A 25583-nucleotide genomic window follows, 5' to 3' on the forward strand; every position below is an offset into this window, starting at 1 on the left:
AATGTCCCAACAGTCTTCATGCCGTTGGGACATTTTTTATTAATAAATTATTCTTGTCTTGATTTGGATTTAGCAGGCTGGCCTCCAGAATTCTCATATTTCTTTTTGGCTGCTTTTATTAGATCAACATCTTTCCCCAGCTCTACATCCTGATTATTTATCCCATTACGTGTTTTTTGTTCTGGATTATTTTTCTTCGAACGTTTATCCATTTTAATTCCCCCTTAATGCAATCTTAATGTCATTTGATTTTGCATTTGCTCTATCAATAATCGCATGCGATGCAGTTCTTCTCTTTGCTGCTGGTTTGCACTGCGATCCATCGTGTGCAAATCATTGTAAATATTCTCTAATTGCATTTGTGCATCCGTATATTCCGTATCATTAAAATGTTCCTGACGTCTTGCTGCTTCATATTGCTGCTCTGCAAAATTGATTACATCATTACATCTTTGTAGTAAGTCGCTCATGGAATCACGAGTAGCCAAAAAATAACCTCCCAACAATCTTTTCAATTAGAAGCAGATTGCTTCACAAGTAGTATCTGTCTAATGTCCCTCTCCTATTACTTCCTTTTCTTAACTGATGAAGAAATTCTGTTGGATAAAGTACTGAGTCATGTTAAAATGCTTAGGTGGAAATGACAAAAAAAAGAATTAAAATTACTTAGGAGGTTACACTGATATGAATCAGAATAACCCATTCCCATTTGCCTCTGATAATAAGAGATATCATACATGGAATTATCATCTTCGAAATGAATTCGGTCACAAAGTTTTCAAAATCGCCCTAGATGGCGGCTTTGATTGTCCGAATAGAGATGGCACGGTAGCTCATGGTGGATGCACCTTTTGCAGTGCAGCTGGTTCTGGCGATTTTGCTGGCAATCGTGTGGATAGCCTTGAAAAGCAATTCCATGATATAAAAAACAAAATGCATACGAAATGGAAAGACGGAAAGTATATGGCCTATTTTCAAGCGTACACCAATACTCATGCTCCTGTTGATGTACTTCGAGAAAAATATGAAGTGGTGCTTAAGCAGGAAAATGTCGTTGGTCTTTCTATCGCAACACGCCCAGATTGTTTACCAGATGATGTTGTCGAGTATTTAGCTGAACTAAATGAACGTACTTATTTATGGGTAGAACTAGGTCTTCAAACCGTTCATGAAAAAACCGCAAACCTTATTAATCGGGCTCATGATTTTCAAACATATGTGGAAGGCGTTAATAAGCTGAGAAAGCATAATATTCGTATTTGCTCCCATATTATTAATGGTTTACCAATGGAAACGAACGAAATGATGATGGAAACAGCCAAAAGCGTTAGCGAGCTAGATGTACAAGGAATTAAAATCCATTTGCTTCATTTATTAAAGGGAACTCCGATGGTCAAGCAATATGAAAAGGGCCTCCTGGAATTTTTAACATTTGATCAATATATATCATTGGTTTGCGATCAATTAGAAATATTACCACCAGAAATGATTATTCACCGAATTACTGGAGATGGACCAATTGAATTAATGGTTGGACCAATGTGGAGTGTAAATAAGTGGGAAGTGTTAAACAAAATTGATGCAGAATTAAAAAGCCGCAATAGCTGGCAAGGTAAATTTTATCAGGCAAATAAGAAGGTGACACAATGAAGTTAGACAGAGTCATTCCATTTGCTCATCAATTATTGGAAAAAGCAATATCGGCCGGAGATATTGCAATCGATGCTACAATGGGAAATGGTCATGATACCGTTTTTTTAGCCAATCTTGTTGGAAAAAAAGGAAAGGTATTCAGCTTTGATATTCAGGAAGCTGCTTTACTGGCGACAAAGGACAAGCTAATTAATCAAGCATTGCAAGAAGCTGCTTCTCTTCATTTGTGCGGACATGAGCATATAATGAATGTGATTCCTTCTCAGTACCACGGAAAAGTCACAGGAGCTGTTTTTAATCTAGGCTACTTACCTGGTGGGGACAAGTCGATTGTCACAAAGGCTGAAACAACTATTGCCGCAATCGAACAGCTACTTCAAATCCTGTCTAAAGAAGGAATTATTGTATTAGTGATTTATCATGGTCATCCAGAGGGAGCTATTGAACGGGACAAACTTATTACCTATGTTGAAAATATAAATCAACAGGAAGCTCATGTGCTTCGTTATCAGTTTATAAACGGCATTAATAATCCTCCTTTTATTATCGCGATTGAGAAAAAGTAGTATTAATATTTATAACTTCCTACCAAAGGATACCTTTAAAAACGAAATGAAATGGAATGGAGCTATGGACGTTTTTCTCCTGCGGATAACAAGTGCCCATAGCTCAATAGAGTAAAAATAGACAAACTCCACTTCCAGGGAGTTTGTCTATTTTTATTTGCTCAATGCTCTCAATGCTCCAATCGGTATTACTTTTTGAAACTTTCTATAGGCTCTTCCGTTCAGATAGAAAAAATAACCGATTGGACCAGATGTCCTTATCATGTTTTTAGCAAGTTTGCGGATATTTCGTTGCTTATTTACCTTCTCATCAGATAAATAGACGCCTAATAAACCTCTGTTAATCAGTTTATGAAATTTTTGATGAGGGAGTTTATTAGTATGGCGATCGGCTTCTGTTACAAAATGCTTTAAACGATTAAATAATTCCTCTTCATTTTTATAATAGAAACAAAAGTTTAAGTCGCCACCTATTTTATCCTCTTCTTGATCGATAAAATAGTCCAGTAAGATATGCAGTCCTTGAATATAAGGAAAATATCCATCTCGAATTAGCGCCGGATAAGAATCATCAAAATCATCACGAAATGCATAAGAGACTAAGCAAAAAATTCCTAAAGTCGAGCCAGAGCAAGCAGAAAATTCATACCACTCCATTTTAGGGACATGATTTTTATTTTTTTCAAACCAAAATTTCAGTCGAGGAATCCGTTCTTCCATTATCACATGTTTATGTATCTGTAAATCACAGTAGTAGCGGCATAATTCTAAAAGCTGTTCCTTAATGCTTCCGTAATTCTGCAGCTTTGACAGCGTATCTCTGCATGTCTTAGCTAAATCATATAAATAGCCTCCATCATCTTGATCCTCTCGATAACGATAATAATTACTTGGTTTAGCTCCAACTGTTAAAGCGTGTTCCATTGATTCATGTAAAGCAGAAAAATCTTTCGGGTCAAGCGAAGTGCTTCGATCACAAAGATTATCTAAATAATCACTTATCGTTTGGTAGGCTACAATAAATTTAATCACTTCTTTGTACTTACTCATGGCAATTAGAGCCATGATGGAGCCACCTTCACAATGAAATGTTTTATTCTCAATACTTGCTAATGCTTGTTTTCTTAATTCTAAATTAGGAATACTCCCTGCCCTTTGCGTCCAATAACTTAATTCCTGATGGACAACTGGAAAAACCTTTAAGTAAACTTTTGACATTAATGTTAATGGCATCTTTGGAACTGACATATAAAAAACCTCGCTTATACAATATAACCAATTGCTTTCAATTGACTATTAATAAAATCCTTCGTGTATTCAAAAACTTCATCTCTTTCTGGCTCATTAAAAATTTCATGATAAAACTCTGGCCATTCTTTATATCTCTTTTCAGATAATGGTATCATATTGAACCAGGTTTTTACCATTTTTTTATCTACAACTAAATCGCCGCCGCCTTGCATAAGCAAAAGGGGCAAGTCTTGCGTATTGGCTATGTCTTCAAAGGCTTTCTTTGTTGCATTAATCAATTCTCGGTACCATCTGATAGAAACTTTTGTTATATATAAGGTATCATTTGAATCAATTTCTCTTACTTCTGCATTACGAGTTGCCATATCAATCGTTAAACCGGAATTAACCCTTAGCTTTGGGGCCACTTTATTCAAGAGAAGTGATACTAAACTCATCAGCTTGGAGGGGTAATTAATCAGCCCTAAGCATGGTGAAGATAAAATCAAGCCTGCTATCTTTAATTTCTCCTGTTGGAGAAGTCTGATAGAAGCAAGGCCACCCATACTATGCCCTAATAAAAAAATAGGCAGATCAAATTGATAGGCAGCTTGAATCCAGTCTTTAATTTCTATTGTATATTCATCAAATGAATCAATATGTCCTCGATCAGATCTAGTTGTCATTCCCTGTCCAGGAAGATCTCCCATTACAACATGAAAACCAGCTAACCGAAACATTTCGATAAGCCAGCCATATCTACCATGGTGCTCCATTGCTCCATGAACAATAACAATGACCGCTTTCGCGTTTCCCTCAGCTTCCCATTTCCACATAAAAGCTCCTCCATCCCATGTAAAAAATCTAAATTAGCTTTATCCAACTTTAACAAACCAGCAAATTATTGAGAAAAAATAAAAATTTGCTTTGTAATATAATCATTATAATAAATGCGAATAAACGAAGATCAGCTTTTTTATTATGAGCCAAAGTTACTTTAATTATAGCAAATTACTTAGAAATGTACCTTTATAATACAAACCTCATCATTATTCAAAAAAAATGGTATACTAAAATGGTTTCATTTGTCGAAAAATAGGGAAAAGGAACGCAAAAATGGTTACCATTTTTTTAGAAAGTTCCCACATTAACTTAAAGAAAGGAAATTTTGTGACAATTTATATATTTTCTAAAAGAACTTTTTTTCAAGCCGATATAATTTAATAAAGAAATTGATTAGGTGATATTTAAATGGAATCAAATACAATAATAGTAATTTCATTGATTACTTTATTTTTCTTATTATATTTATTAGTAAGAAATAAACTAAGCATCTTTGTCAAAAGTCTCTATTTATTTACGATATTCGCCATGATTGCAATTAGTTTTCTACTTATAAATAGAGACGGCTATCAAGCAATTGTTTATGCGAAGGAGTTTGCCACACAGAATACTCGAAAAGCCCTCATATCCATAAAAGAGGAAACAAATTTAATAAAAGAATCTGTATTATTAGATGCGCCTATTTTAAACCAGTTACCAGAGCTTCCACGAGGCTGTGAGGTAACAAGTCTTGCTATGCTGCTTCAATATGCAGATGTAGATGTCGATAAAATGACACTAGCAAAGCAAATTAAAAAAGATACTACTCCCTATACAAGAGTCGATGGTAAAATTTATTATGGACATCCGAATGATGGATTTATTGGGGATATGTACTCATTAAGCGGTCCAGGTTTAGGTGTATACCATAAACCAATTGCTGCATTAGCGGAGAAATATTTACCAGACTCTATTGTCGATTTCACTGGATCTGATTTTGAGGAAATAAAAAATCATCTATCAAATAATCGACCTGTATGGGTCATTACAAATTCAACATTCAAAAAGTTACCAGAGAGCCAATTCCGGACATGGAACACACCAAGCGGAACTGTAAAAATAACTTATTCAGAGCACTCGGTTCTTATTACTGGCTATGATGAAACATTTGTCTACTTTAATGATCCACTTACAGGAGAAAAAAATAAAAAAGCACCCATAAAGGATTTCAAAGAATCCTGGGTGCAAATGGGAAGTCAAGCAATTACGATTAATTCTTAATTGCTACCTTTCCTTCTTTTAAATATTCCTTTTCGAAGGAATATTTTTTTTCAATATAAATACTGTGCCAAACCATGAACATCAGTACGGTCCATATTTTACGGCTATTGTCTGCTTTACCTTGACAATGGTCTTCTAGCAACTGTAGAACAACCGATTTATTTAATAAGTGATCTGTATCACTTTCTTTAATAATGTTTTTCGCCCAGTCATTCATTTCATCTTTTAACCAATGACGAATTGGAACAGGGAAACCTAGCTTTTTACGATTTAGTACATGCTCTGGAACAAAGGATTCTGCTGCTTTTCGTAAAATATATTTTGTTGTACCATCCGCCGTTTTTAAGGAAGTAGGAATTTTAGAAGCAACCTTAAAGACCTCTTTATCTAAAAATGGTACCCGTAATTCTAGTGAATGAGCCATCGTCATTTTATCCGCTTTTAATAAAATATCCCCACGCATCCACGTATGAATGTCAATAAACTGCATACGATCCACAGGATCATACCCTCTGCTTTCTTCATATAATGGATTAGTAATATCACGATAATGCAAACCATTGTTGTAGACAGAAAGTAGTTTTTCTTTTTCCAACTCAGAGAACATTTTCGCGTTTCCAATATATCTTTCTTCCATCGGTGTAACTCCGCGTTCAATAAAACTTTTTCCTTTCACGCCTTCTGGAAGAATATTTGCTACAGCTCGTAACAATTTTTTTCCGACATTCGGAATTTTATTAAATACTTCAAGAGATTGTGGTTCCCGATAAATATTATATCCACCAAATAATTCATCTGCACCTTCTCCAGATAGAACAACTGTTACATGCTTTCTTGCTTCACGGGCAACAAAATATAATGGCACACAAGCTGGATCTGCTAAAGGATCATCCATATGCCACATAATTCTCGGAATTTCGTTCATATATTCCTGTGGAGTAATGATATAACTAATATTTTTTAATCCTAATTTATCAGCTGTTTCTTTTGCTACATCGATTTCACTGAATCCATTATGTTCAAATCCTACAGAAAATGTTTTAATGTTTGGATGGAATTCCTTGGCAATACTGGCAATAATGGATGAATCAATGCCTCCTGAAAGGAATGATCCAACAGGAACATCACTTCTCATATGCATTTTCACACTATCAAACAACACATCTTTAATTTCTTTTGTATACTCGTCCTCTTGCTTTACAACAGGTTTAAAGGATGCTCTCCAATAACGTTTAATCTCCATTGGCTTACCAATTTTTTTGGTAAAATAATGGCCTGGTTCTAGCTTTTTAATTCCCTCTGACATCGTATAAGGCTCAGGAACAAATTGATAGGTTAAATAATGCTGCAGAGAACGATAATCAATAACATCACTTTCTAATGCCAATGATATACTTTTCTTCTCAGAAGCAAAGTATGTTTTCTCTCCGTCATCAAAATAAAAGAATGGTTTAATTCCAAACGGATCGCGTGCTCCATATAATGTTTCTTCTTGTTTATCCCAAATGATAAAAGAGAACATACCACGTAATTTCTCTACCGCTTTTTCCTTTTCATGGCTATATAAAGCAATAATTACTTCTGTATCTGAATTTGTTTGGAAGGTCAATCCCGCCTTCACTAACTCTTCTCTTATTTCTAAATAGTTATATACTTCTCCGTTAAAGATTATCCAATAACGTTCATTTTCATATGTTAAAGGCTGATGCCCACTTTCAATATCGATGATACTTAATCGGCGAAAACCGAATTGAATGTGGTTATCATAATAATATCCTTCATCGTCAGGACCTCTATGTGTTATAACACGATTCATTCCTGCAAATAGTTCTTTTTGTTCTTCTTGAAAGTTCTGTGCTTTTTCATGTACACAGCCAACAAAACCACACATATTGCTCTCACCTTCTCCATTTCTTTTCCTACATGCATTGAGACATCTATAACTAACTCATTGTTCTAATAGCAGAACTATAATCAATTTTTTACTATACGCTTAAATAGAATAGATGTTAATAGGTAATAAGTTTTATAAAATCTTCACTTAGTCTTCTATTTTAACATAAATAGTGTAAATATATAAATCAGTTATTAGCATTTCCATCCTTATTTTTTATACATGTAAAACAATTGTCATCATTAAGTATTAGACGAAAAAAAAAGAAAGAAGTTACACTTTCTTGTAACTTCTTTCAGATTAACCGCAAACTCCTGTATTTTGGAAGAAGAAGTTTGAGTATAGCATATATATTAATCACTTTGAATCGGAATGCTGCTTTCCGTGAGCACGCGCTGAGCCGCAGTTTGCCTTCAACCTGCAGGGGCTCAGACTGTCTCGCTAATCCCACAGGAGTCTCACCCCTACCACTTTAAGCAATGCATGAAATTGTAATGCTAATTTTCATATACCCTTTTTGTTAACAAAAAGAAATAATTTTTATGCTTCTACTGCTTTTTTTACTAGCTCTGCTCTATCTGTACGTTCCCATGGTAGATCGATGTCCGTACGGCCAAAATGTCCGTAAGCGGCTGTTTGTCTGTATATTGGTTTGCGAAGATCGAGCATTTTAATAATTCCTGCTGGGCGCAGGTCAAAATTTTCACGAACTGCTTCTACTAGTTTATCTTCTGAGACAATCCCTGTGCCAAACGTATCAACAGAAATAGATACTGGCTGCGCTACGCCGATTGCATACGCTAATTGTACTTCTACTTTATCAGCTAATCCTGCAGCGACAATATTCTTTGCTACATAACGTGCTGCATAAGCTGCGGAACGGTCAACTTTTGTTGGATCCTTTCCTGAAAACGCTCCACCGCCGTGCCGTGCATATCCACCATATGTATCAACGATGATTTTACGTCCAGTTAATCCAGCATCACCTTGTGGTCCGCCAATCACGAAGCGTCCAGTAGGATTAATAAAATACTTCGTGTTTTCATCGATTAATTCAGCTGGTACAACAGGATTGATTACATATTCCTTAATATTGCGCTGAATTTGTTCTAATGTCACTTCAGGATGATGCTGTGTGCTAATTACAATTGTATCAATGCGCACTGGTTTATTATTCTCATCATATTCGACTGTAACTTGTGTTTTACCATCTGGACGTAGATATGGTAAGATTTCTTCTTTTCTAACCTCAGCTAGTCTTCTTGATAATTTATGTGCTAACGAAATGGGTAAAGGCATAAGTTCCTTAGTTTCATTACATGCAAATCCGAACATTAAGCCTTGATCTCCTGCACCAATTGCTTCTATTTCCTCATCCGTCATCTTACCTTCACGAGCTTCTAGAGCTTGGTCTACCCCTAATGCGATATCAGCGGATTGCTCGTCAATAGAAGTTAATACTGCACTTGTTTCTGCATCAAATCCATACTTTGCACGTGTATATCCTATTTCTTTAATCGTTTCACGAACAATTTTTGGAATATCCACATATGTAGAAGTAGTTATTTCACCTGCAACGAGTACTAGACCTGTTGTTACAGAAGTTTCAGCAGCAACTCTTGCATTAGCATCTTTAGCCAATATAGCGTCCAAAATAGCATCTGAAATTTGATCACAAATTTTATCTGGGTGACCTTCAGTTACCGATTCAGAAGTAAACAAGCGACGTTTTGTTGACATCTGATTTCCTCCTTATTTTAGAAAAAAGTAGAGTGTGGTTTCTTCCTGCACTCCTTAACCTTATCTTGATACGGTACTCATTCCCTAGATAGTATGAAGTAAAAATGGCGTTTTTATCCGAAGTCAATTCCGTGCATTATTATATGTAAAACTGAAAAAATGTTTAAAAATATAATATATATAACGAAGATTTTTGTTTCTAATAAAAACACACATCTAAAAATATACATTTTTATAAAAGATAAATAATTCATTTTACACAAAAAACCTTTTCATTAGTGAAAAGGCTCCTAGTAAAATCAATTCGCACCTTTCACTCTTATCGTTCAAGGAAGAATTTCCTTGCTTCAGGTTAGCACCTTTCCTAAGAGAATGTCTGTCCCATTACATGTAAACATGAATGATTCAGTAATTTTCTTCACATAGTAGGTTGCTGGGTTTCATCGGGCCAGTCCCTCCACCAGCTCAGGATAAGAGAGTATCCGTTCAAGGTAAAATGATAGCTTAATCCATCAATACATGTCAATCATTTTTCACTTTATTCATTAATTTGTGGAATTTAATGAAATCAATTTATAAGTAATCGATGTTTTATTCTTTTCCCATTCTAATTTTTCAATCGTAGCAATCCCCGATATCTCAGCAGTTTTTGTTCTTCTTACCTCTAACGGGATATTCATTGGATATAAACGATAATCTTCTTTTTCTAACAAAAATAAATTTTCTTCTAATCTTATTTCTTTTCCCTTTGTAACAATCATTGTATTTAATTCTAAAGGCATGCCCATTTTACATTCCCCTTCTCTATTTTTTTCTCTTTCGTAATATGTTACCGGCAATCAAGGCTCCTTGCATGACCATAAAATCGGAACATCAACTAAGATAATAAAGCTTATTTTTTATTTTACCATCCTTTCCGTTTGTTTTTTCATCCAACTGGTTAAGGATGTGACCACTTTTCGATTTGTAGCTGGAGGAAAGTAATGAGTAAACTCTGGAAAATACCAAGAGTCTACTTCTTTTCCGAGTTGTTTTAATCTTTCTTCTAATTTGAGACTATGATCAATCGAAACATTTTTATCCAGCTTCCCATGAATAATAAGAGTAGGAGCATTTATTTGTTCTAATTGATAAAGCGGAGTTCTTTCTTCATATCTGTCTGGATATTTAGAAGGAGTTCCCCCGATAACTCGTTTAATCATCCTGCGCAAATCTTTACGTTCTTCGTATGTTAAGAACATATCGCTTACGCCGCCCCATGTAACAATTGATTTTACAGGGCAGTAAATACCTACAAATAGAGCCATAACTCCTCCTCTTGAAAAACCAAATACATGGACATCCTGAACATTCGATAAATTCTTAAGGAGTGTAAATGCTGCTATAGCATCATTTTTATCTTCTCCTGCAAAATCTTCATTTCCATCGCCACCCTGATTCCCTCTATAAAAGGGAGCAAAGACTACAAAGCCTTCGGATGCAAATTGAATAATTCTTCCCGGACGGACTTTGCCAACATTTTTTATACCCCCTCTTAGATAAAGAAAGCCGTCATAAGTTTTCCCATCATTTGGTGAAGCGAGCATTCCTTTTACTCGTAAACCATCGACATAATAAGTAACTAAAAATAAATCAATGGAAGGGTTAGGAGATGGAAATCGAATTTTCTCTATTATATCGCCATTTTGCATACTATCTGCTCCTTTCCTTTTTTCTCCTATATTACCCCTTCTTTTTGCTTAATAATTCATTTTCAATATAAGATATACAAAATTGGATGACCTCATCCTGCATAATAAAACTAAAGGAATCTTTCCATCGCTTTTTTATTATATTGCCAGTAATCAAAACAGGACCATCTGTCTCAAGATAATCCTCTTTGGAGCTTAACTGACTGATTCTTGCAAAAAATACATCCTTCAAAAAAGGAACCTCCCCAAAAACCTGATAAGCTGCAATCCATTGCAGACTTTTTATAATGCCGCCTGTTTCCTCCATCACTTCTCTCTGAGCTGTTTGAATAGTAGTTTCGCCCGTTTCTCTCTTTCCACCTGGAAACTCCAATCCACGTTCCTTATGTTTTGTTAATAACCATTGATCTTTATACTGACAGATAACTAATACATGTCTTGCTTCTTCGTTCCATTCATTTTTTACAAATGAAAGTTTCACTAAATTGTTGTTTTGATCATAAAATATTTCCATACCTACTCCATTATTATGTATTATTAATATAAGTAGCTTGCATACTAAAGCAAACAGCATGCCATTAAGCTGATTTACTGTCTATTATTATCATAGCAAATACTACCATTGAAACAGGAGTTTTTTCCACTAAAATAGGGTATATTTTTTATAGAAGAGACAGTTCTTAATGATATTTATTTTCAGAGTGAATTTTCATGTATGGTAATTAGAATGGCACATGAATATTTGTATTATTCTTTAACATAATGTTCACATAATAGCTAGTAATAATAGGATGTAATCATATATAATACGGTTAAATAAAACGGTTACATTTAAAACTGGCTGAAATAGGAGGAAACAATGATGAAAATTGTAGATGAACTATATAACTTATATAAAAATAAATTAACTGGTGATGAAGAGGATATCGATATGCTTGCCTTTGCTTTTTTAGAGGAAATGAGTAGAGAAGATTTATTACATATAATCCAAGAATTAAATGAACAAGAATTATATGATTTAATGGGTCTTTATTTAATTGAAAGTTTAAAGGGTAAATTTGCAAGTGAAGATTATCGAAAACCGAATAACCCAATCTTTACCCATCGAAATCTCCATTAATTTTCTATAAAAAGGCTGTTTGACATCCCAAACAAAATGTTTAGGATAGCAAACAGCCTTTTATATTATGGATTTGTTATATAATCAAATATATTTTTTCCAATTAAAATAGCGGAGACCAAGACAAATAATATTTTTACATAGTTAGACCCTTTCGCAATAGCTACTCTAGAACCAATGTATGCTCCTAAAATCATGGCAATGCCCATCACAAGCCCATATAAATAATACACAGAATCATAATATAAAAAAACAATAAGTGCTGTAAGGTTACTTCCAAAGTTAAGAACTTTAGCATTTCCCGCAGATTCCACAAAATCAAATCCCATCAGAAGAAAGGAAAATAAAAAGAACGAACCCGTTCCTCCTCCTAAAAAACCATCATAGAATCCTATTAATGGTACAATAAATAGAGCAAATAAGAGTTTCTTTTTCGTCATTCCGTTGTATGTAGAATGAATTCCCCATTCTTTTTTCGTAAGGGTATAAATGGTCACTACAATTAAAACAACAAGAATCAGCGGCTTGAGCGATTCTGATGGGATTTTTTGTACTACATAAACTCCAATTGCAGAACCAATAATGGAAAGAGGTAAGAGTTTTGATAGTAAATTTTTATCTGTTTTTCCATGCCTTATAAAAGAGATCGAGCTTGTTAATGAGCCCATAGTGGAAGCAAGTTTATTTGTTCCTAACGCAATCTGCGGCGGCAATCCAGTGAACAATAGAGCCGGTAATGAGATTAGTCCGCCGCCGCCAACTACGGAATCGATAAATGCTGCGATAAATCCAGCGGCAATTAAAAAGAGTAGCATACCAAGATGTAATTCTTCCATAAAAGCTCCTTACTTTAACTCGTTTTTTCCAACATAAAACTTAATCTATGGTGAGATTTAAGCTAGCAGTCTTGAGGTTAAAAACCATATATCTTGCATAAACAACTTTGTTATTATTTATTAAGTAAGTACTTCTCGTTTTATCTTTACTTTATCACATTAAAGAAAAAAGGGAAATTCTTCTTTTTTAAAATAAATACAAAATAGTACAAAGTTTTACCCTTTTACCCTATAATTATACAGGATATTTATTTTAGAGCAGTCATATACACACTCTATCTTATTTTTATCGCACATATTATTGCTTTTTTTGTGAGAAAGGACAAAATTCGATGCACATCTATTCAATTGTTTTAAGTGTAATTATTATACTTAATATCATTTTTGCTTTTCTTGTTATCTTCTTCGAAAGAAAAGATCCTATTGCAACATGGGCATGGCTAATGGTGCTGACCTTTATCCCCATTCTTGGGTTTATCTTATATTTACTTTTCGGGCAAAATCTACGAAATAGAAAACTATTTCAATGGGATGGCCGAAAAAAACTTGGCATAGAGCCAATTTTAGCTTCTCAACTGTTGCAAATAAGTTCTAATCAATTGCGGACAACAAATGAAGTCATTAGAAAAAACCAAGATCTTATTTATATGAATTTATTTAATAATGATGCAGTACTTACGGAGAATAATGCTGTTCAGATATTTACAGATGGTCATAAAAAATTCGATCAATTATTTGAAGATATCAGAAATGCTAAAAAATCTATTCATTTACAATACTATATTTTGAAGAATGATGGGATCGGCTCCGATCTTATTAGCTTACTTGTTGAAAAGGCAAAAGAAGGAGTAGAAGTACGCTTATTATATGATGAGCTCGGCTCAAGAACGTTACGTAAAAGGGTTTTTAAAGAGCTGCGGGCAGCTGGCGGCTTTGTTGAAGTTTTTTTTCCTAGTAAATTTCACCTCATCAATTTGCGATTAAATTATCGCAATCACAGAAAATTAGGAATTATTGACGGGAAAATCGGCTATATCGGCGGCTTTAATGTTGGTGATGAATACTTAGGACTTCACCCGAAATTTGGATATTGGAGAGATACTCACTTACGTATTGTTGGTACAGCTGTCTATGCCATTCAAACAAGATTTATTCTTGATTGGAATCAAGCTTCTCATCTCCATGAAATTCAATATTCGCCTGAATATTTTCCTGGTAAGATTGAAGAAATTATTGGTAATATCGGAATGCAAATCGTTTCAAGCGGACCTGATTCAGAGTGGGAACAAATAAAAAATGGTTATATAAAAATGATCACGTCTGCTAAAGAAAGTGTTTATATCCAAACACCTTATTTTATCCCTGATGCCAGTTTGCTGGATACCTTAAGAATTGCAGCTCTTTCAGGAATAGACGTTAAAATTATGATTCCTAATAAACCGGATCATATGTTTGTTTACTGGGCCACTTATTCTTATATTGGAGAAATGTTAAAAGCAGGAGCAAAGATTTATATATATGAAAATGGATTCATCCATGCAAAAACAATTTTAGTCGATCGAAAAATCGCTTCAGTTGGAACTGCTAATATTGATATGAGAAGCTTTAGACTCAACTTTGAAGTAAACGCCTTTATTTATAGTGAACAGATTGCTAATGAGCTGACAGACGATTTCTTAAAGGACATGGACTTATCCACACATTTAACAGCCGACCAATATTCAAAAAGATCCTTATGGATCCGTTTCAAAGAATCATTTTCAAGGCTTCTTAGTCCCCTTTTGTAGAGCTTAATATTTTGGTTATTATGTTTTAAAGATAAATCAATTTTATGAATAAAAACCCAAACAATATACGGAATTTTTCATTAGCATTTCCGTACAATTTGTTTGGGTTTCTATTTGGTTGGAATGTTTATTTCTTTTTTTAAGCAAAAACCTGTTTTAATTCTTCTTTATCTTTGCTTAACCAGAAATTCATCAGCTTTTTTGCACCTTCTAAATCATGTAGTTTTGCTTGACCGCATTGTGTTTCATTAGCTGCTGGAATTTCAGTAATTTCAATTGCCGTTTTCATCGTTGCCTCTAATAAATCGATAATTTCCTCAACGGTTGGTTCCCCACTTACAACTAAATAATAGCCAGTCTGACACCCCATTGGAGAAATATCAATAATATCAAAATGATTGTACTTTTCTACATGTGCGCGTAAATTAAAGGCAAGTAGATGCTCTAACGTATGAATAACATCTGGCTTCATTGCCTGCTTATTTGGCTGACAGAAACGAATATCATATTTATTAACTACTCCATCACTACCAACTTTGTGTACACCACAATGTCTTACATATGGGGCTTTTACGGCAGTATGATCTAATTCAAAACTTTCAACTGAAGGCATAAAGTCATCTCCCTTTCTTCTTCTATCTTTATTATATCTAAAAAGCCGAGTAATTTCATCAACTTAATATATATAATATTTTTCCAGTGGGAATTTTGTGTTAAACAGTGATTACTTTTACTCCTCTCTTCACCCATGTTATACTACATGCAAAGAAGGAGAGGAAACAGCATAATGAAATACGTCTTTTTATTTATTATCCAATTTTATCGCAAAGTAATTTCTCCAATAAAACCGCCAACTTGCCGTTTTTATCCAACCTGCTCTAGTTATGGCTTAGAAGCGATTCAAAGATTTGGCGCTTTTAAAGGAGGGTACTTAACCATTAAACGAATTCTTAAATGTCATCCCTTTCATCCAGGTGGTCTGGATCCAGTACCAGAAGATTGGCACTGTAGAAATCATCCTCATTCGCCAAAAGAGAAAAATTAATAACCGTCTATTACCAAGTCTAATTTTCCAGTCTTTGGATCTATCACTAACCCATGAACTGGAACGCCACTTGGCAATAGCGGATGCCTTTTAATCATTTCTACACTATGGGTAACACTATCTGATACAGAATCAAAACCTGTCAACCATTTTTCTAGATTAATTCCAGAATGTTGTAAAGTTGCAAACGTTTCGTCTGATATGCCTCTTTCTTTCATTTTTTCCACCATGCTATCTGAATGCAATGCACTCATCCCACAGTCATGATGACCTATTACCATCACTTCATCAGCTTGCAGCTCATATACTGCAACCAAAATACTTCGCATAATACTTCCAAATGGGTGAACAACTACTGCTCCTGCATTTTTTATAATTTTCACATCTCCGTTAGAAAGATTTAATGCTTGTGGCAAAAGTTCTAACAATCTTGTATCCATGCAAGTTAGAATCACCATTTTTTTATTGGGAAATTTACCTGTAATAAATTTTTCATATTTTTGTTCCCTTACAAATTCTTCATTATAGACTAACATATCTTGTAATAGGCTCATTTTTGCACTCCTTAAAAAATTCAATTCATAAAATACAAATAATTTCTGTTCTAAAGAAAGAGTCTCCTTATTAATAGTAATGAAAATTTGCCTAATATACAAATTTGAAATAGATGATACTTTCCAACATTGGTACTTCTTTTCATTTGTCCTATGTATGTAATTCCTCCAACCTTCTAATAATACTAAAGTGCAATGACTGTTAACAGTCTCAATTGCATCCTATGTGCAAATAGAAGACATCTCCTAAAAAGGCTTTGGATTAACAACTTAAGAAAAGGAGTGGTATCCTATGGCAAAAGACGTACTTTGTGAAGTAAGGAATTGTACTTTTTGGGAAAAAGGAAACCGTTGTGGAGCCGACCAAATTTATGTTGTAAGTAATGTGGGAAAACATGCGGATACAAGTTATGAAACAGACTGTAAGACATTTGAACCTGAAAATAGCTTAAGCTAAACTTATGGAAATGCAAAGAGGAATCCCAATCAAAACTACTAGGGATTCCTTTTTTTTATCGATCTAATCGTACCAAATCAGCATCAGGGTGCTTCCCCTTTATTATTAAATCCTTCAATATGGTCGAACCGAAAGCACTATAAACTGTACCATTTCCTCCAAATCCTAAACAATAATATAAATTCTTTTGCTGTGGATGTTCGCCAATAAAGGGAATTCCGTCCTTTGATTCTCCAAATGTTGCTCCATATACATAGTCAGCTTTTAGTTGCAAATGGGGAAAATGTTCTTTAATACGAACTAATAATCTATCCGCATATAATTGTAAAATCTGATCGTCTCTAGGCGCTTCCATTATTTCTTCATCTAAACCACCCGCTATTATCCTTCCATCAAGGGTTGTTCGCATATAGAAATACGGACGTTTGGTTTCCCAAATTAAACACCGATCCTCCCAATGTGGAAAAGAAGATACTGGGTTTGTAACGATTGCAAACGTTCTATTTATTTTTGTAGGTATGTCTATTGCAAAATTATCTAAATCATACCCAGTTGCATACACGACATGCTTTGCCTTTATACTGGAATCGCCATTGTTAAACAACCAGCAGCCATCTTTATTCTGAGGCTTTGAAACTTCCGTGTTTTCAAAAACTTGAACATTGCTCTTTTGTGCAGCCTCTTTTATTAAGGAAATAATAAACCTTTCTGGGTTCACTTCTGCGTCCCCACTTGTTCTTATTGCCGCATGTTTATTAAATCCATATGCTTTATAAATCATATCCTTTTCTAAAAATTCTACTGGGAATTTATACTTTTTTAGCATCTCATATTCTTTTCTTAGAGAAAATACGTCTGAATCTGTACTTGCGTAATATAAGCTTTGTCTATTTACAAATTGGACATCTTCGTGTAAGGAACTTGCGATACTTTTCAATTCCTTCATCCCATTAAGGCATAATTCGTAAAATCGAACAGCATCTTCTTCCCCAATACTTTCTGCAAAGGAATGCAGCATTTTATCATTAGAATACTGCAATAGCCCTGTGTTGGCAGCAGAGCTTCCATTGCCAACACTACCTTTATCCACTAGAATCACCTGAAGCGATTCCTTTGCAAGCATATAAGTTAATAAGGCGCCTGACATTCCAGCACCAATTACAAGCACATCACAAGTAACATGATTATTCAACTTTGGATAAACGGGTCTTTCCTGAACCGTTGTTGGCCAATATAATGATCCATGATATAAGCTCATGCGTACACTTCTTTCATTGAATTTTTTTACTAGTAGCCACAATAACATGAACTAGTTAAAATACAAAGATAAGTTCGATTGTTCCTCTATCCATTTTCTTAATTCTCTTCTGACTATTTTTCCTGAGGCATTTCGTGGAACTTCTGATATAAAAAATACTCTTTTGGGGATTTTATATTTTGCTAAAACGTTTGTACATTTTTCGATAATTGTATTCTCTTGCATACTTTCATCTGTAACAATAAATGCAATCGGTACTTGTCCCCATTCTTCATCAGGAATCCCTATCACTGCCGCTTCTTTTATCCCGTCCATTTCAGTCAGTACAGCTTCGACTTCTGCTGGATAAACATTTTCTCCACCCGAAATAATTAAGTCTGACCGTCTATCTAACACATAGAGAAATCCTTCAGAATCTATATACCCTATGTCACCGGTAAAAAACCAGCTATCTTGTAAATGATTCTCTTTATTTAAATAGCCTTTTGATACATTCGGCCCACACACTTTAATTTCGCCTACCTCATTTGATCCTAAACGATCTCCTGCTTGATTAACAATTTGTAATTGAGCAGGAAAAAGTGGCTTTCCGGCTGAACCAATTTTTCTAATACTATCCTCTGGCGAAAGGGTAACAATTTGTGAGGCAGTTTCCGTCATTCCATATGAATAATAAACAGAAATCCCTTTATTCATACATCTAGTCAGCAGTTCTATGGAGGCTGGCCCCCCACCTAAAAGCATATACCGAAAATAAGGTGGAAACTTATCATGAGCAGCCTTTTCGATTCGCTCTAGCATCGTGGTGACAACCGATATAATCGTTACTTTTTCTTTCCATAAATCCTCTAATACCCTCTTTTCATCAAAGGAATCATGCAAAACGACTTTCATCCCATAAATGATACTTCTCATTAAAATCGAATATCCACTGATATGAAATAATGGAACGGTACATAACCAGGTATCCTTTTCATATAGGCCTGCATTCAACGTATTTCCCACGGCACTCCACCAGTGATTACCGTAAGATTGAATGACTCCTTTCGGAAGTCCGGTTGTTCCTGACGTATACATTATCGTACAAGTTTCCTCTAAAGACACTTGATCCTTTTCTTTTGGCTCAATGTAGGTACTTTCTGTTATATTTTCTTTATAAAATACAGTCATTTCTTTCTCTTTTTCAAGCAAAGCTGCCTTCTCTTTAAACGCTTCTTCTGAGATTAAATAGGAAACATTCGCATCGTTTAATTGATAAGCCATTTCCTTCGCTGTTAAGCGATTATTAAGAAGAACTGCCTTTGCTCCAATAATTTGCATAGCAAATAAGTGAAGTACAGTTTCTAAATCACTTTTAACAAGAAACCCCACATAATCTGTGTCATTTACTCCAATGGCTGACCAAATCCCTGCACGGTAATAAGCCTTTTCATATAATTCTTTAAATGTTAGTCTTTCTTCTTTAAATACAATTGCCTCTCTATCTGGTGTTAACTGTGCTCTATTTTTAATAAAATTCGGAAGTATTTCTGTCAATTTATTAACCCTCTTTTCTATACAAACAAAGGTGACACTATTATTAGCATGTCCATTAAAACACCATTGCTAAAAACGAGTGTCACCCCAGTATCTATTAATTAATACGAATGAATTGCGATTCCATCTCTTGGATAGCTAGCTTTTCATTCATCCTTTTCCATTAAGGAAAACGCGGGAATTGTCCAAAATCAGGTTTGCGTTTTTCCTTAAAGGAATCTCTTCCTTCTTTTGCTTCATCGGTTGTATAGTAAAGCAAAGTTGCATCACCGGCAAATTGCTGTATACCAGCTAAACCATCTGTATCTGCATTAAAGGCAGCTTTTAAGAAACGAAGGGCAGTTGGACTTTTCTCTAAAATCTCTTCACACCATTTAATCGTCTCTTCTTCTACTTTTTCTAACGGAACTACCGTATTTACTAATCCCATATCTAGAGCTTCTTGGGCATTATATTGACGGCATAAGAACCAAATTTCCCTAGCTTTTTTATGGCCAACGATTCTTGCCAAATAACCAGAACCATAACCAGCATCAAAGCTACCTACCTTTGGACCAGTTTGTCCAAAAATAGCATTATCTGCAGCAATCGTTAAATCACAGACAATATGCAGCACATGTCCTCCACCAATTGCATATCCTTTTACCATCGCAATGACAGGCTTAGGAATAACTCTGATTAGACGTTGTAAATCAAGGACATTTAGGCGGGGAATTTGATCTTCTCCTACATATCCACCATGACCCCTAACTTTTTGATCTCCACCAGAACAGAATGCTTTATCGCCTGCACCAGTTAAAATGATAACTCCTACATCACTATCATCTCTTGCCATTGCAAACGCATCAATTAATTCACTAACGGTTCTTGGCGTGAATGCATTATGTACATGAGGTCTATTAATTGTAATCTTGGCAATACCATTATATGTTTCATAAATGATTTCTTCATATTGTCTGCCAGCTACCCATTCCACTGTCATTCTTTTTCCTCCTTATTAATAGGGCTGAACATCAATGTCAGCTCCTTAAAAACTCCAATACTATTGTACCAAAAATTTCTGGTTTCTCCACATGAATTGCATGACCAGCATCATTTATAGTTAAATGCTTTATTTTTTTATTACAGTCAACCATTTCTTCAGCGATTTGACAAAACTTCTGATCAAGTTCTCCTGTAATTAACAATGTATCTATTGATAAGCGAGAAAGAGAGGACCAATACGAATTTTGTGCACCTGTCCCCATTCCTCTTAAACTATTTGCTAATCCAACTGGGTTATTAGCTAGCCGCTGCTTCCTAATTGCTTCCTTTGCAGCTTCACTCAGCATCTTTTGACTTTCAAATAATGGAATTTCTTCCCATTTTTTCACGAAGTTTATTATTCCTTGTTCAAGGATAGAGTCTCCCAGTTTCTCATCTTGTATTCGTCTTTGCTTTCTCTCTAAATCCGTTTTTAAGCCGGGAGAGGAACTTTCTAGAATAAGTTTTTTAACTGTTTCAGGATAATTCATACCGTATGCTAACGCTAACCTACCACCCATCGAATAACCTAATAAATAAACAGAAGCCAATTGAAGATGATCAATAAGCGCTCTTAAATGAGTGACACTTTCTTGCATAGTATACTTTTCTATTTCTTCCGGCGAATCCGTCTTTCCATGACCAATAATATCGACCGTAATAACCTTATAGTTCTTCTTCCATAAAGGAATAAATGGCATCCAAGTTCCACTATCCCCAGTAAATCCATGTAATAATAAAAGAGGTTCTCCTTCTCCTTCAACCGTTACATGATAGCTTATATCCTGTAGTTTGATAAACATAGGCTTCACCTTTTTAATCTAATTGATCTAACATCTTTAGAATCCGATTCGTCATTTGCCGATGTTCTAAAATATTATTTTCCCGATTAGTACGTATTTCCCACACTCTTAAGCCCTCCGCGAAATCACTATCTTGGAATAATATCTCTAAATGATTCCAACTGTTAACAAGCTGATATTGTCCTTTATACATTTCCACTGCATGCTTAAAGTCAATATTTAAAGGCGTTCCAAATAATAATTCAAAATGTCTCGGCAATTCTACTTGAGGAAGAAATGAAAAGATTCCGCCTCCATTATTATTTATTAATATGACAGTGATTGGAAGCTGATATAGCTCAGAAAGGATTAATCCATTTAAATCATGGAAAAAGGTTAAATCCCCTACAATTAAAAAGAGCGGCTGCTTAATAACCCCCACTCCGAGCGCAGTAGATATCGTCCCATCAATTCCATTTGCTCCTCTATTTGCAATAATGGTTACTTGTTTTTTTTGTTTATGAAAAAAAGTATCCAAATCGCGAATGGGCATACTATTTCCTACAAATAAAACGGCCTTATTGGGAATCATTTCACCCAAGCAATGAAAAAGCTTTGCCTCACTCATTTCTTTAATTTCTGCTATTTTTGTTAATTCCTTTTTGGTTTTTTCATTAATTTCTATCCATTTATTCAAATAGTGATTTATTGAGCAAGGAGAAACAAAAGATGAAAGCTGTTCACAAAAATATCCTTCTTCACAATAAACCATTTCTGTTGTCAGTTGATTGGGATCACGGTAGCCGCTTCCCCCATCTATTACAATCTGTTTTGCCTTTTCATTTTCTCGTAAGAATATAGTTAATGGTTTAGAAATCGGCATGCTTCCAAAACGAATAACGATATCCGGTTTTAATAGTGATTTAATCCTTTCATTTCGCAAAAAAGTATCATAGGTGTCGATGACAACGTCCTTGTCCGCACTCTTACTTCGTAGTTGGGAAAGTGGATCAGCTATAATCGGAAAACCAGTTTTTTCAGCCAATTGAAGTATTTTTAAAGAAAAGTCCTCTTTATCGATCTCTCCACAGATGATAATCCCTTTTCTTTCCTCTTCCGCTTCCAGGCTTGCTGCTAAATCATGAAAATAGGAATCATGAATCGTAAACTCCCCGGTTTTAATCTGGATAGTTCTTGTTTCCTGGTCTTCTGAACGGTAGCGTTCTAAATTATTTAAATCAGGAATTAATGGTTCTCTCAATGGAATATTCACATGCACTGGACCGCTAGGATGCTGTTTTGCCATTGCTACCGCTCTAGCACCCACTGTTTTAGCATATCTTATCATACCTGGACTATTATCAGGTGTCGACATTTCCATAAACCATTTAACATGCTTTCCATAGAGATCTAATTGATCAATTGCCTGCGGTGCTCCCACATCACGAAGTTCATGGGGCCGATCTGCCGTCAGTACGATTAAAGGTATGCGAGAAATCTTCGCCTCTACAATTGCCGGAAAATAATTTGCAGCGGCAGTACCAGAAGTACATACTAATACAGTTGGTTTTTTGGACGCTTTCGCTATTCCTAAAGCAAAAAAGGCAGCTGATCTTTCATCAATATGAACATGCAGTTTTATGTCCTCTTCCTCTGCAAGCAATAAACTGATGGGGGTTGATCTTGATCCTGGACTGATAACAGCATGTTCTACCCCGTTTTTTACCAACTCGGATATTAGCGCATCCAAATAGGCAGTTAACTGTTGCTGATGACTCATTTTATTTTCCTCCTAACGCAGTTAGCATTGGCTTAAATTTAATTGCAGTTTCTACATACTCAGATTCTGGATCAGAGTCAGCTACAATACCGCATCCAGCAATAATGGTTGCGGCATTCCCATCTATTAAACCAGAACGGATGCTTACTGCAAATTCTCCATTCCCCTGGTAATCAAGCCAACCGATAGGAGCACCATACATCCCTCTATCTAATCCTTCCACCTCTCTAATAACCTTTAAGGCTTCCTCTCGAGGGAATCCACCAAGAGCTGGAGTTGGATGCAATAAGCGAATAAAGGAAATTAAGGATTCTGTTTCTTTTACCTTCCCGCTAACTGGAGTATAAAGATGTTGAATATCTCTCATCTTCAAGATTTTTGGATTGGATGGCATTTCTACCGTACTACAGACTTCCTCCATAGCATTCTTAATCATTTTAACAACATAATTATGTTCTTCTCTATTTTTCGAATCCGAAAGTAAGGCTTGTGCAAAGGTATCGTCTTCTTCTTTGTTTTTTCCCCTCGCAATTGACCCGGCCAGACAGGTAGAAAAAACAGTTGGTCCTTCTTTTTTTACCAATCTTTCTGGAGAAGCTCCGATGAAACATTTGTTTTTTGCTTCTAAAGCAAAAATATAACCATTGCTTTGTTGTTGTATTAAATTTTTAAGAACAAACTCTGTCTCAACATCATTAGAAAAATGCACTTGAGTAGCACGTGCTAACACTACTTTTTTTAAATCTCCATTTAACTCATTTATTACTTTATTAACTTTATCCTTCCATGTTTCTTGATCGATTTCAGTAATCTTTTCAATCAAAGGCAAAGTTGTAGAAAATGCTTCTACTCTTTGATACCTAATAGAATGCTTTTTTAACTCTTCTTTTGCATCATCCTTTTTATCTGATTGAATCATTATATTAGTAGTAATAAATTGACTTCCATTTATTTCACTTAACATAAATTGAGGTACGTAAAAATGTGCTTCCGAGAAGCCATCCCAGACTTGTGTTTTCTCTTTTAATGGATCAAAGGAGAAACCACCTAAAAGGACTGGTCCGATCCCTATTTCATTATATTCATTAAATACTATTGCATTGTCTAACAGCTGTCTCCATTTTTTTTCTACAAATGAATAAGAGTTCTCCCCTAATGAATACTCTATCCCTTCACAAATGCCGATTCCTACAAGCATGTTTTTTTCAGAAGGGTCCTTCCAGAAAAAACGTTTTCCTTTATAAGAACTGTAATTTGAAAAAAACTCCAGAATATCTATTTTCTTTTCTAGTTTCTTCACTTCACTAACTAAGATAGTAGGAGAATCACTTTCCTTTATTATTGTTTGTACCATTATTCCTTTGCTATCATTCATCCCTTTGTAAATCCCCCTAAAACTAATCAAGAATATACGCTTGATTATATTGGTTCAAAGATATACGCCACTTACTATTTTAGCATATTTTACGATACACCTGTCTTTAATATTATGTCAATCATAGTGAATTCTTAATGCACTTTTCAACTATTTATTTTTCTTAAGAAAAGGATAACAAATGGAAAAGTAGGTTTGATAAACATAATACAGGGAAATTTATGAACAGGTTGTCTATATATACTAATAGTAGGAACAGATAAGGATGTGTTTACCTTGTTATCAACAGAGCAAATAAGTCATTTAAAAAAAGAATTAGAAGAAAGAAAAGCAACTTTATTAGATAGAACAAACGGATACGCCAGTGAAGAAAATGCCTTGGAATCAGTTGGAGAATTATCTAGTTATGATAACCATCCAGCAGATCTGGGAACAGAATTATTTGAAAGAGAAAAAGATTCTGCCTTAGAACAACATGACCAATCTGAATTAGAAAAAATCAATAACGCCTTAAAGGCAATAGAAGACGGATCTTATGGAATTTGTAAGGTTTCAGGTAAAGAAATTCCTTACGAAAGATTAGAAGCAATTCCGACAGCTCTTACGCTAAAAGAATATAGTGATGAACAAACTATTGCAAATGATCGACCTGTAGAGGAAGATATTCTAGAATTAGCTCATGGTAATGAATTTCGTCATTATGATACTGGCGATGTTAGAGACTACGATGATAGTTTTCAAGAGGTAGCTCGCTATGGAACTTCTGAAACGCCATCAGATTTACGAGGTGATTTCGAAGATTATGACAGTCTCTACGATAGAGAGAACGACGATGATACCTTCCCGGAAGATTATGAAAACTTTACAGCTACAAATATCGATGGAACAGAAAGAGCTGTATATCCATCTAAAGATCAAGAAAAATATGAACAAGCATTAGATGAGGAAGGAATAGAAGCTCCCTTTGGTGATGTTCCATTCCATAAATCAGATGGATATATAGAAGAGGATACTGAAGAAGAGGAGGATTAAGAGACTTTTAAATAAAACTAAAGGTCCAATCAGTGAAGGTGAATATTTTTGGTTTAATTTTCGTTGGGAAATTTATTGGATAATAAAGGAGTCGGAAAAATAAAGCAGCCTGCATGCTCGA

26 protein-coding genes and 1 riboswitch are annotated in these 25583 nt (G+C 34.9%); of the genes, 8 read left to right on the forward strand and 18 right to left on the reverse strand.

Translation table 11 applies throughout. From position 1 onward, the window contains the following. Positions 1-47 precede the first annotated feature (47 nt). Positions 48-212: a hypothetical protein gene (locus tag NSS71_RS12970; protein WP_047944521.1), complete on the reverse strand. Its 165-nt coding sequence runs from the start codon at positions 210-212 to the stop codon at positions 48-50. Positions 213-224: 12 nt separating this feature from the next. Next, positions 225-488, reverse strand: coding sequence for a YtzC family protein (locus tag NSS71_RS12975; protein WP_047944522.1), 264 nt, complete (start codon positions 486-488; stop codon positions 225-227). Positions 489-684: 196 nt separating this feature from the next. On the opposite strand from NSS71_RS12975, the gene NSS71_RS12980 reads away from it, so the two are divergent. Together NSS71_RS12980 and NSS71_RS12985 are read left to right on the forward strand one after the other, a co-directional pair. Further along, a complete protein-coding gene (locus tag NSS71_RS12980; RefSeq protein WP_047944523.1) occupies positions 685-1650 on the forward strand; it encodes a TIGR01212 family radical SAM protein in 966 nt (321 codons plus the stop codon). Then, positions 1647-2219, forward strand: a complete 573-nt coding sequence (locus NSS71_RS12985; RefSeq protein ID WP_047944524.1) for a tRNA (mnm(5)s(2)U34)-methyltransferase — start codon at positions 1647-1649, stop codon at positions 2217-2219. The genes NSS71_RS12980 and NSS71_RS12985 overlap by 4 nt, the downstream gene beginning before the upstream one ends. A gap of 153 nt (positions 2220-2372) precedes the next feature. On the opposite strand, the gene NSS71_RS12990 is transcribed toward NSS71_RS12985, so the two are convergent. Together NSS71_RS12990 and NSS71_RS12995 are read right to left on the reverse strand one after the other, a co-directional pair. Then, positions 2373-3467, reverse strand: a complete 1095-nt coding sequence (locus tag NSS71_RS12990; protein WP_047944529.1) for a tetraprenyl-beta-curcumene synthase family protein — start codon at positions 3465-3467, stop codon at positions 2373-2375. A gap of 14 nt (positions 3468-3481) precedes the next feature. Continuing rightward, entirely contained in the window at positions 3482-4285 is an 804-nt protein-coding gene (locus NSS71_RS12995; RefSeq protein WP_047944530.1) for an alpha/beta hydrolase, read from the reverse strand. 415 nt (positions 4286-4700) lie between these two features. Here NSS71_RS12995 and NSS71_RS13000 point away from each other — a divergent pair, with 415 nt between their 5' ends. Next, entirely contained in the window at positions 4701-5552 is an 852-nt protein-coding gene (locus NSS71_RS13000) for a C39 family peptidase (protein ID WP_047944531.1), read from the forward strand. Here the strand turns inward: NSS71_RS13000 and asnB are convergent. The 5 genes from asnB to ytkD form a co-directional block, all read right to left on the reverse strand. Further along, positions 5542-7443 (reverse strand): asparagine synthase (glutamine-hydrolyzing), encoded by a 1902-nt coding sequence (gene asnB / locus NSS71_RS13005; protein ID WP_144545036.1) that lies wholly within the window; start codon positions 7441-7443, stop codon positions 5542-5544. The two genes, NSS71_RS13000 and asnB, sit on opposite strands and share 11 nt — an antisense overlap. A gap of 543 nt (positions 7444-7986) precedes the next feature. Next, positions 7987-9186, reverse strand: a complete 1200-nt coding sequence (gene metK / locus NSS71_RS13010) for a methionine adenosyltransferase (RefSeq protein WP_047944533.1) — start codon at positions 9184-9186, stop codon at positions 7987-7989. A gap of 316 nt (positions 9187-9502) precedes the next feature. Continuing rightward, a riboswitch (SAM riboswitch) is annotated at positions 9503-9663 on the reverse strand. Positions 9664-9731: 68 nt separating this feature from the next. Beyond that, a complete protein-coding gene (locus tag NSS71_RS13015; RefSeq protein ID WP_047944553.1) occupies positions 9732-9974 on the reverse strand; it encodes a DUF2584 domain-containing protein in 243 nt (80 codons plus the stop codon). A 111-nt stretch (positions 9975-10085) separates the two neighbouring features. Beyond that, positions 10086-10877: an alpha/beta hydrolase family protein gene (locus tag NSS71_RS13020; RefSeq protein WP_341151751.1), complete on the reverse strand. Its 792-nt coding sequence runs from the start codon at positions 10875-10877 to the stop codon at positions 10086-10088. A 31-nt stretch (positions 10878-10908) separates the two neighbouring features. Continuing rightward, on the reverse strand, positions 10909-11391 hold the full coding sequence (gene ytkD, locus NSS71_RS13025; RefSeq protein WP_047944535.1) for an RNA deprotection pyrophosphohydrolase: 483 nt from the start codon (positions 11389-11391) through the stop codon (positions 10909-10911). Positions 11392-11739: 348 nt separating this feature from the next. Here ytkD and NSS71_RS13030 point away from each other — a divergent pair, with 348 nt between their 5' ends. Then, entirely contained in the window at positions 11740-11997 is a 258-nt protein-coding gene (locus NSS71_RS13030; protein WP_047944536.1) for a DUF6154 family protein, read from the forward strand. A gap of 65 nt (positions 11998-12062) precedes the next feature. Here the strand turns inward: NSS71_RS13030 and NSS71_RS13035 are convergent, their stop codons facing one another. After that, positions 12063-12833 carry a sulfite exporter TauE/SafE family protein gene (locus NSS71_RS13035; protein ID WP_047944537.1) on the reverse strand — a complete coding sequence of 257 codons (771 nt, stop codon included), beginning with the start codon at positions 12831-12833 and terminating at the stop codon, positions 12063-12065. A 332-nt stretch (positions 12834-13165) separates the two neighbouring features. Between NSS71_RS13035 and cls the strand changes: the two genes are divergently transcribed. Then, a complete protein-coding gene (gene cls / locus NSS71_RS13040; RefSeq protein WP_047944538.1) occupies positions 13166-14620 on the forward strand; it encodes a cardiolipin synthase in 1455 nt (484 codons plus the stop codon). A 139-nt stretch (positions 14621-14759) separates the two neighbouring features. Here cls and NSS71_RS13045 read toward each other — a convergent pair whose 3' ends face one another. Continuing rightward, positions 14760-15233 carry an S-ribosylhomocysteine lyase gene (locus NSS71_RS13045; protein WP_047944539.1) on the reverse strand — a complete coding sequence of 158 codons (474 nt, stop codon included), beginning with the start codon at positions 15231-15233 and terminating at the stop codon, positions 14760-14762. Positions 15234-15407: 174 nt separating this feature from the next. Here NSS71_RS13045 and yidD point away from each other — a divergent pair, with 174 nt between their 5' ends. Continuing rightward, positions 15408-15665, forward strand: a complete 258-nt coding sequence (gene yidD / locus NSS71_RS13050; protein ID WP_047944540.1) for a membrane protein insertion efficiency factor YidD — start codon at positions 15408-15410, stop codon at positions 15663-15665. On the opposite strand, the gene NSS71_RS13055 is transcribed toward yidD, so the two are convergent. Further along, positions 15662-16219, reverse strand: coding sequence for a beta-class carbonic anhydrase (locus NSS71_RS13055; protein WP_047944541.1), 558 nt, complete (start codon positions 16217-16219; stop codon positions 15662-15664). The genes yidD and NSS71_RS13055 overlap by 4 nt on opposite strands. A gap of 292 nt (positions 16220-16511) precedes the next feature. Here NSS71_RS13055 and NSS71_RS13060 point away from each other — a divergent pair, with 292 nt between their 5' ends. After that, the gene (locus NSS71_RS13060) at positions 16512-16676 is read left to right on the forward strand and encodes a DUF1540 domain-containing protein (protein WP_082138439.1); all 165 of its coding nucleotides are present in this window, start codon (positions 16512-16514) and stop codon (positions 16674-16676) included. A 55-nt stretch (positions 16677-16731) separates the two neighbouring features. Here the strand turns inward: NSS71_RS13060 and NSS71_RS13065 are convergent, their stop codons facing one another. From NSS71_RS13065 to NSS71_RS13090, 6 genes are all read right to left on the reverse strand, one after another. Next, positions 16732-17934 carry an NAD(P)/FAD-dependent oxidoreductase gene (locus NSS71_RS13065; protein ID WP_047944542.1) on the reverse strand — a complete coding sequence of 401 codons (1203 nt, stop codon included), beginning with the start codon at positions 17932-17934 and terminating at the stop codon, positions 16732-16734. Positions 17935-17985: 51 nt separating this feature from the next. Then, the gene (locus NSS71_RS13070; RefSeq protein ID WP_235844486.1) at positions 17986-19470 is read right to left on the reverse strand and encodes an o-succinylbenzoate--CoA ligase; all 1485 of its coding nucleotides are present in this window, start codon (positions 19468-19470) and stop codon (positions 17986-17988) included. A gap of 163 nt (positions 19471-19633) precedes the next feature. Further along, positions 19634-20452, reverse strand: coding sequence for a 1,4-dihydroxy-2-naphthoyl-CoA synthase (gene menB / locus NSS71_RS13075; RefSeq protein WP_047944543.1), 819 nt, complete (start codon positions 20450-20452; stop codon positions 19634-19636). Positions 20453-20489: 37 nt separating this feature from the next. Beyond that, positions 20490-21296 carry a 2-succinyl-6-hydroxy-2,4-cyclohexadiene-1-carboxylate synthase gene (gene menH, locus NSS71_RS13080; RefSeq protein WP_047944544.1) on the reverse strand — a complete coding sequence of 269 codons (807 nt, stop codon included), beginning with the start codon at positions 21294-21296 and terminating at the stop codon, positions 20490-20492. Between the two features lie 13 nt (positions 21297-21309). Then, complete coding sequence (menD, locus tag NSS71_RS13085) at positions 21310-23055, reverse strand: 2-succinyl-5-enolpyruvyl-6-hydroxy-3-cyclohexene-1-carboxylic-acid synthase (protein WP_341151752.1); 1746 nt, start codon at positions 23053-23055, stop codon at positions 21310-21312. Between the two features lies 1 nt (position 23056). Continuing rightward, positions 23057-24430, reverse strand: coding sequence for an isochorismate synthase (locus NSS71_RS13090; protein WP_061798785.1), 1374 nt, complete (start codon positions 24428-24430; stop codon positions 23057-23059). A 267-nt stretch (positions 24431-24697) separates the two neighbouring features. Here NSS71_RS13090 and NSS71_RS13095 point away from each other — a divergent pair, with 267 nt between their 5' ends. Beyond that, on the forward strand, positions 24698-25462 hold the full coding sequence (locus NSS71_RS13095; protein ID WP_309325578.1) for a TraR/DksA C4-type zinc finger protein: 765 nt from the start codon (positions 24698-24700) through the stop codon (positions 25460-25462). Positions 25463-25583 lie beyond the last annotated feature (121 nt).

This window comes from Niallia sp. FSL W8-0951, assembly GCF_038006525.1.
GTDB lineage: Bacteria > Bacillota > Bacilli > Bacillales > Cytobacillaceae > Niallia > Niallia circulans.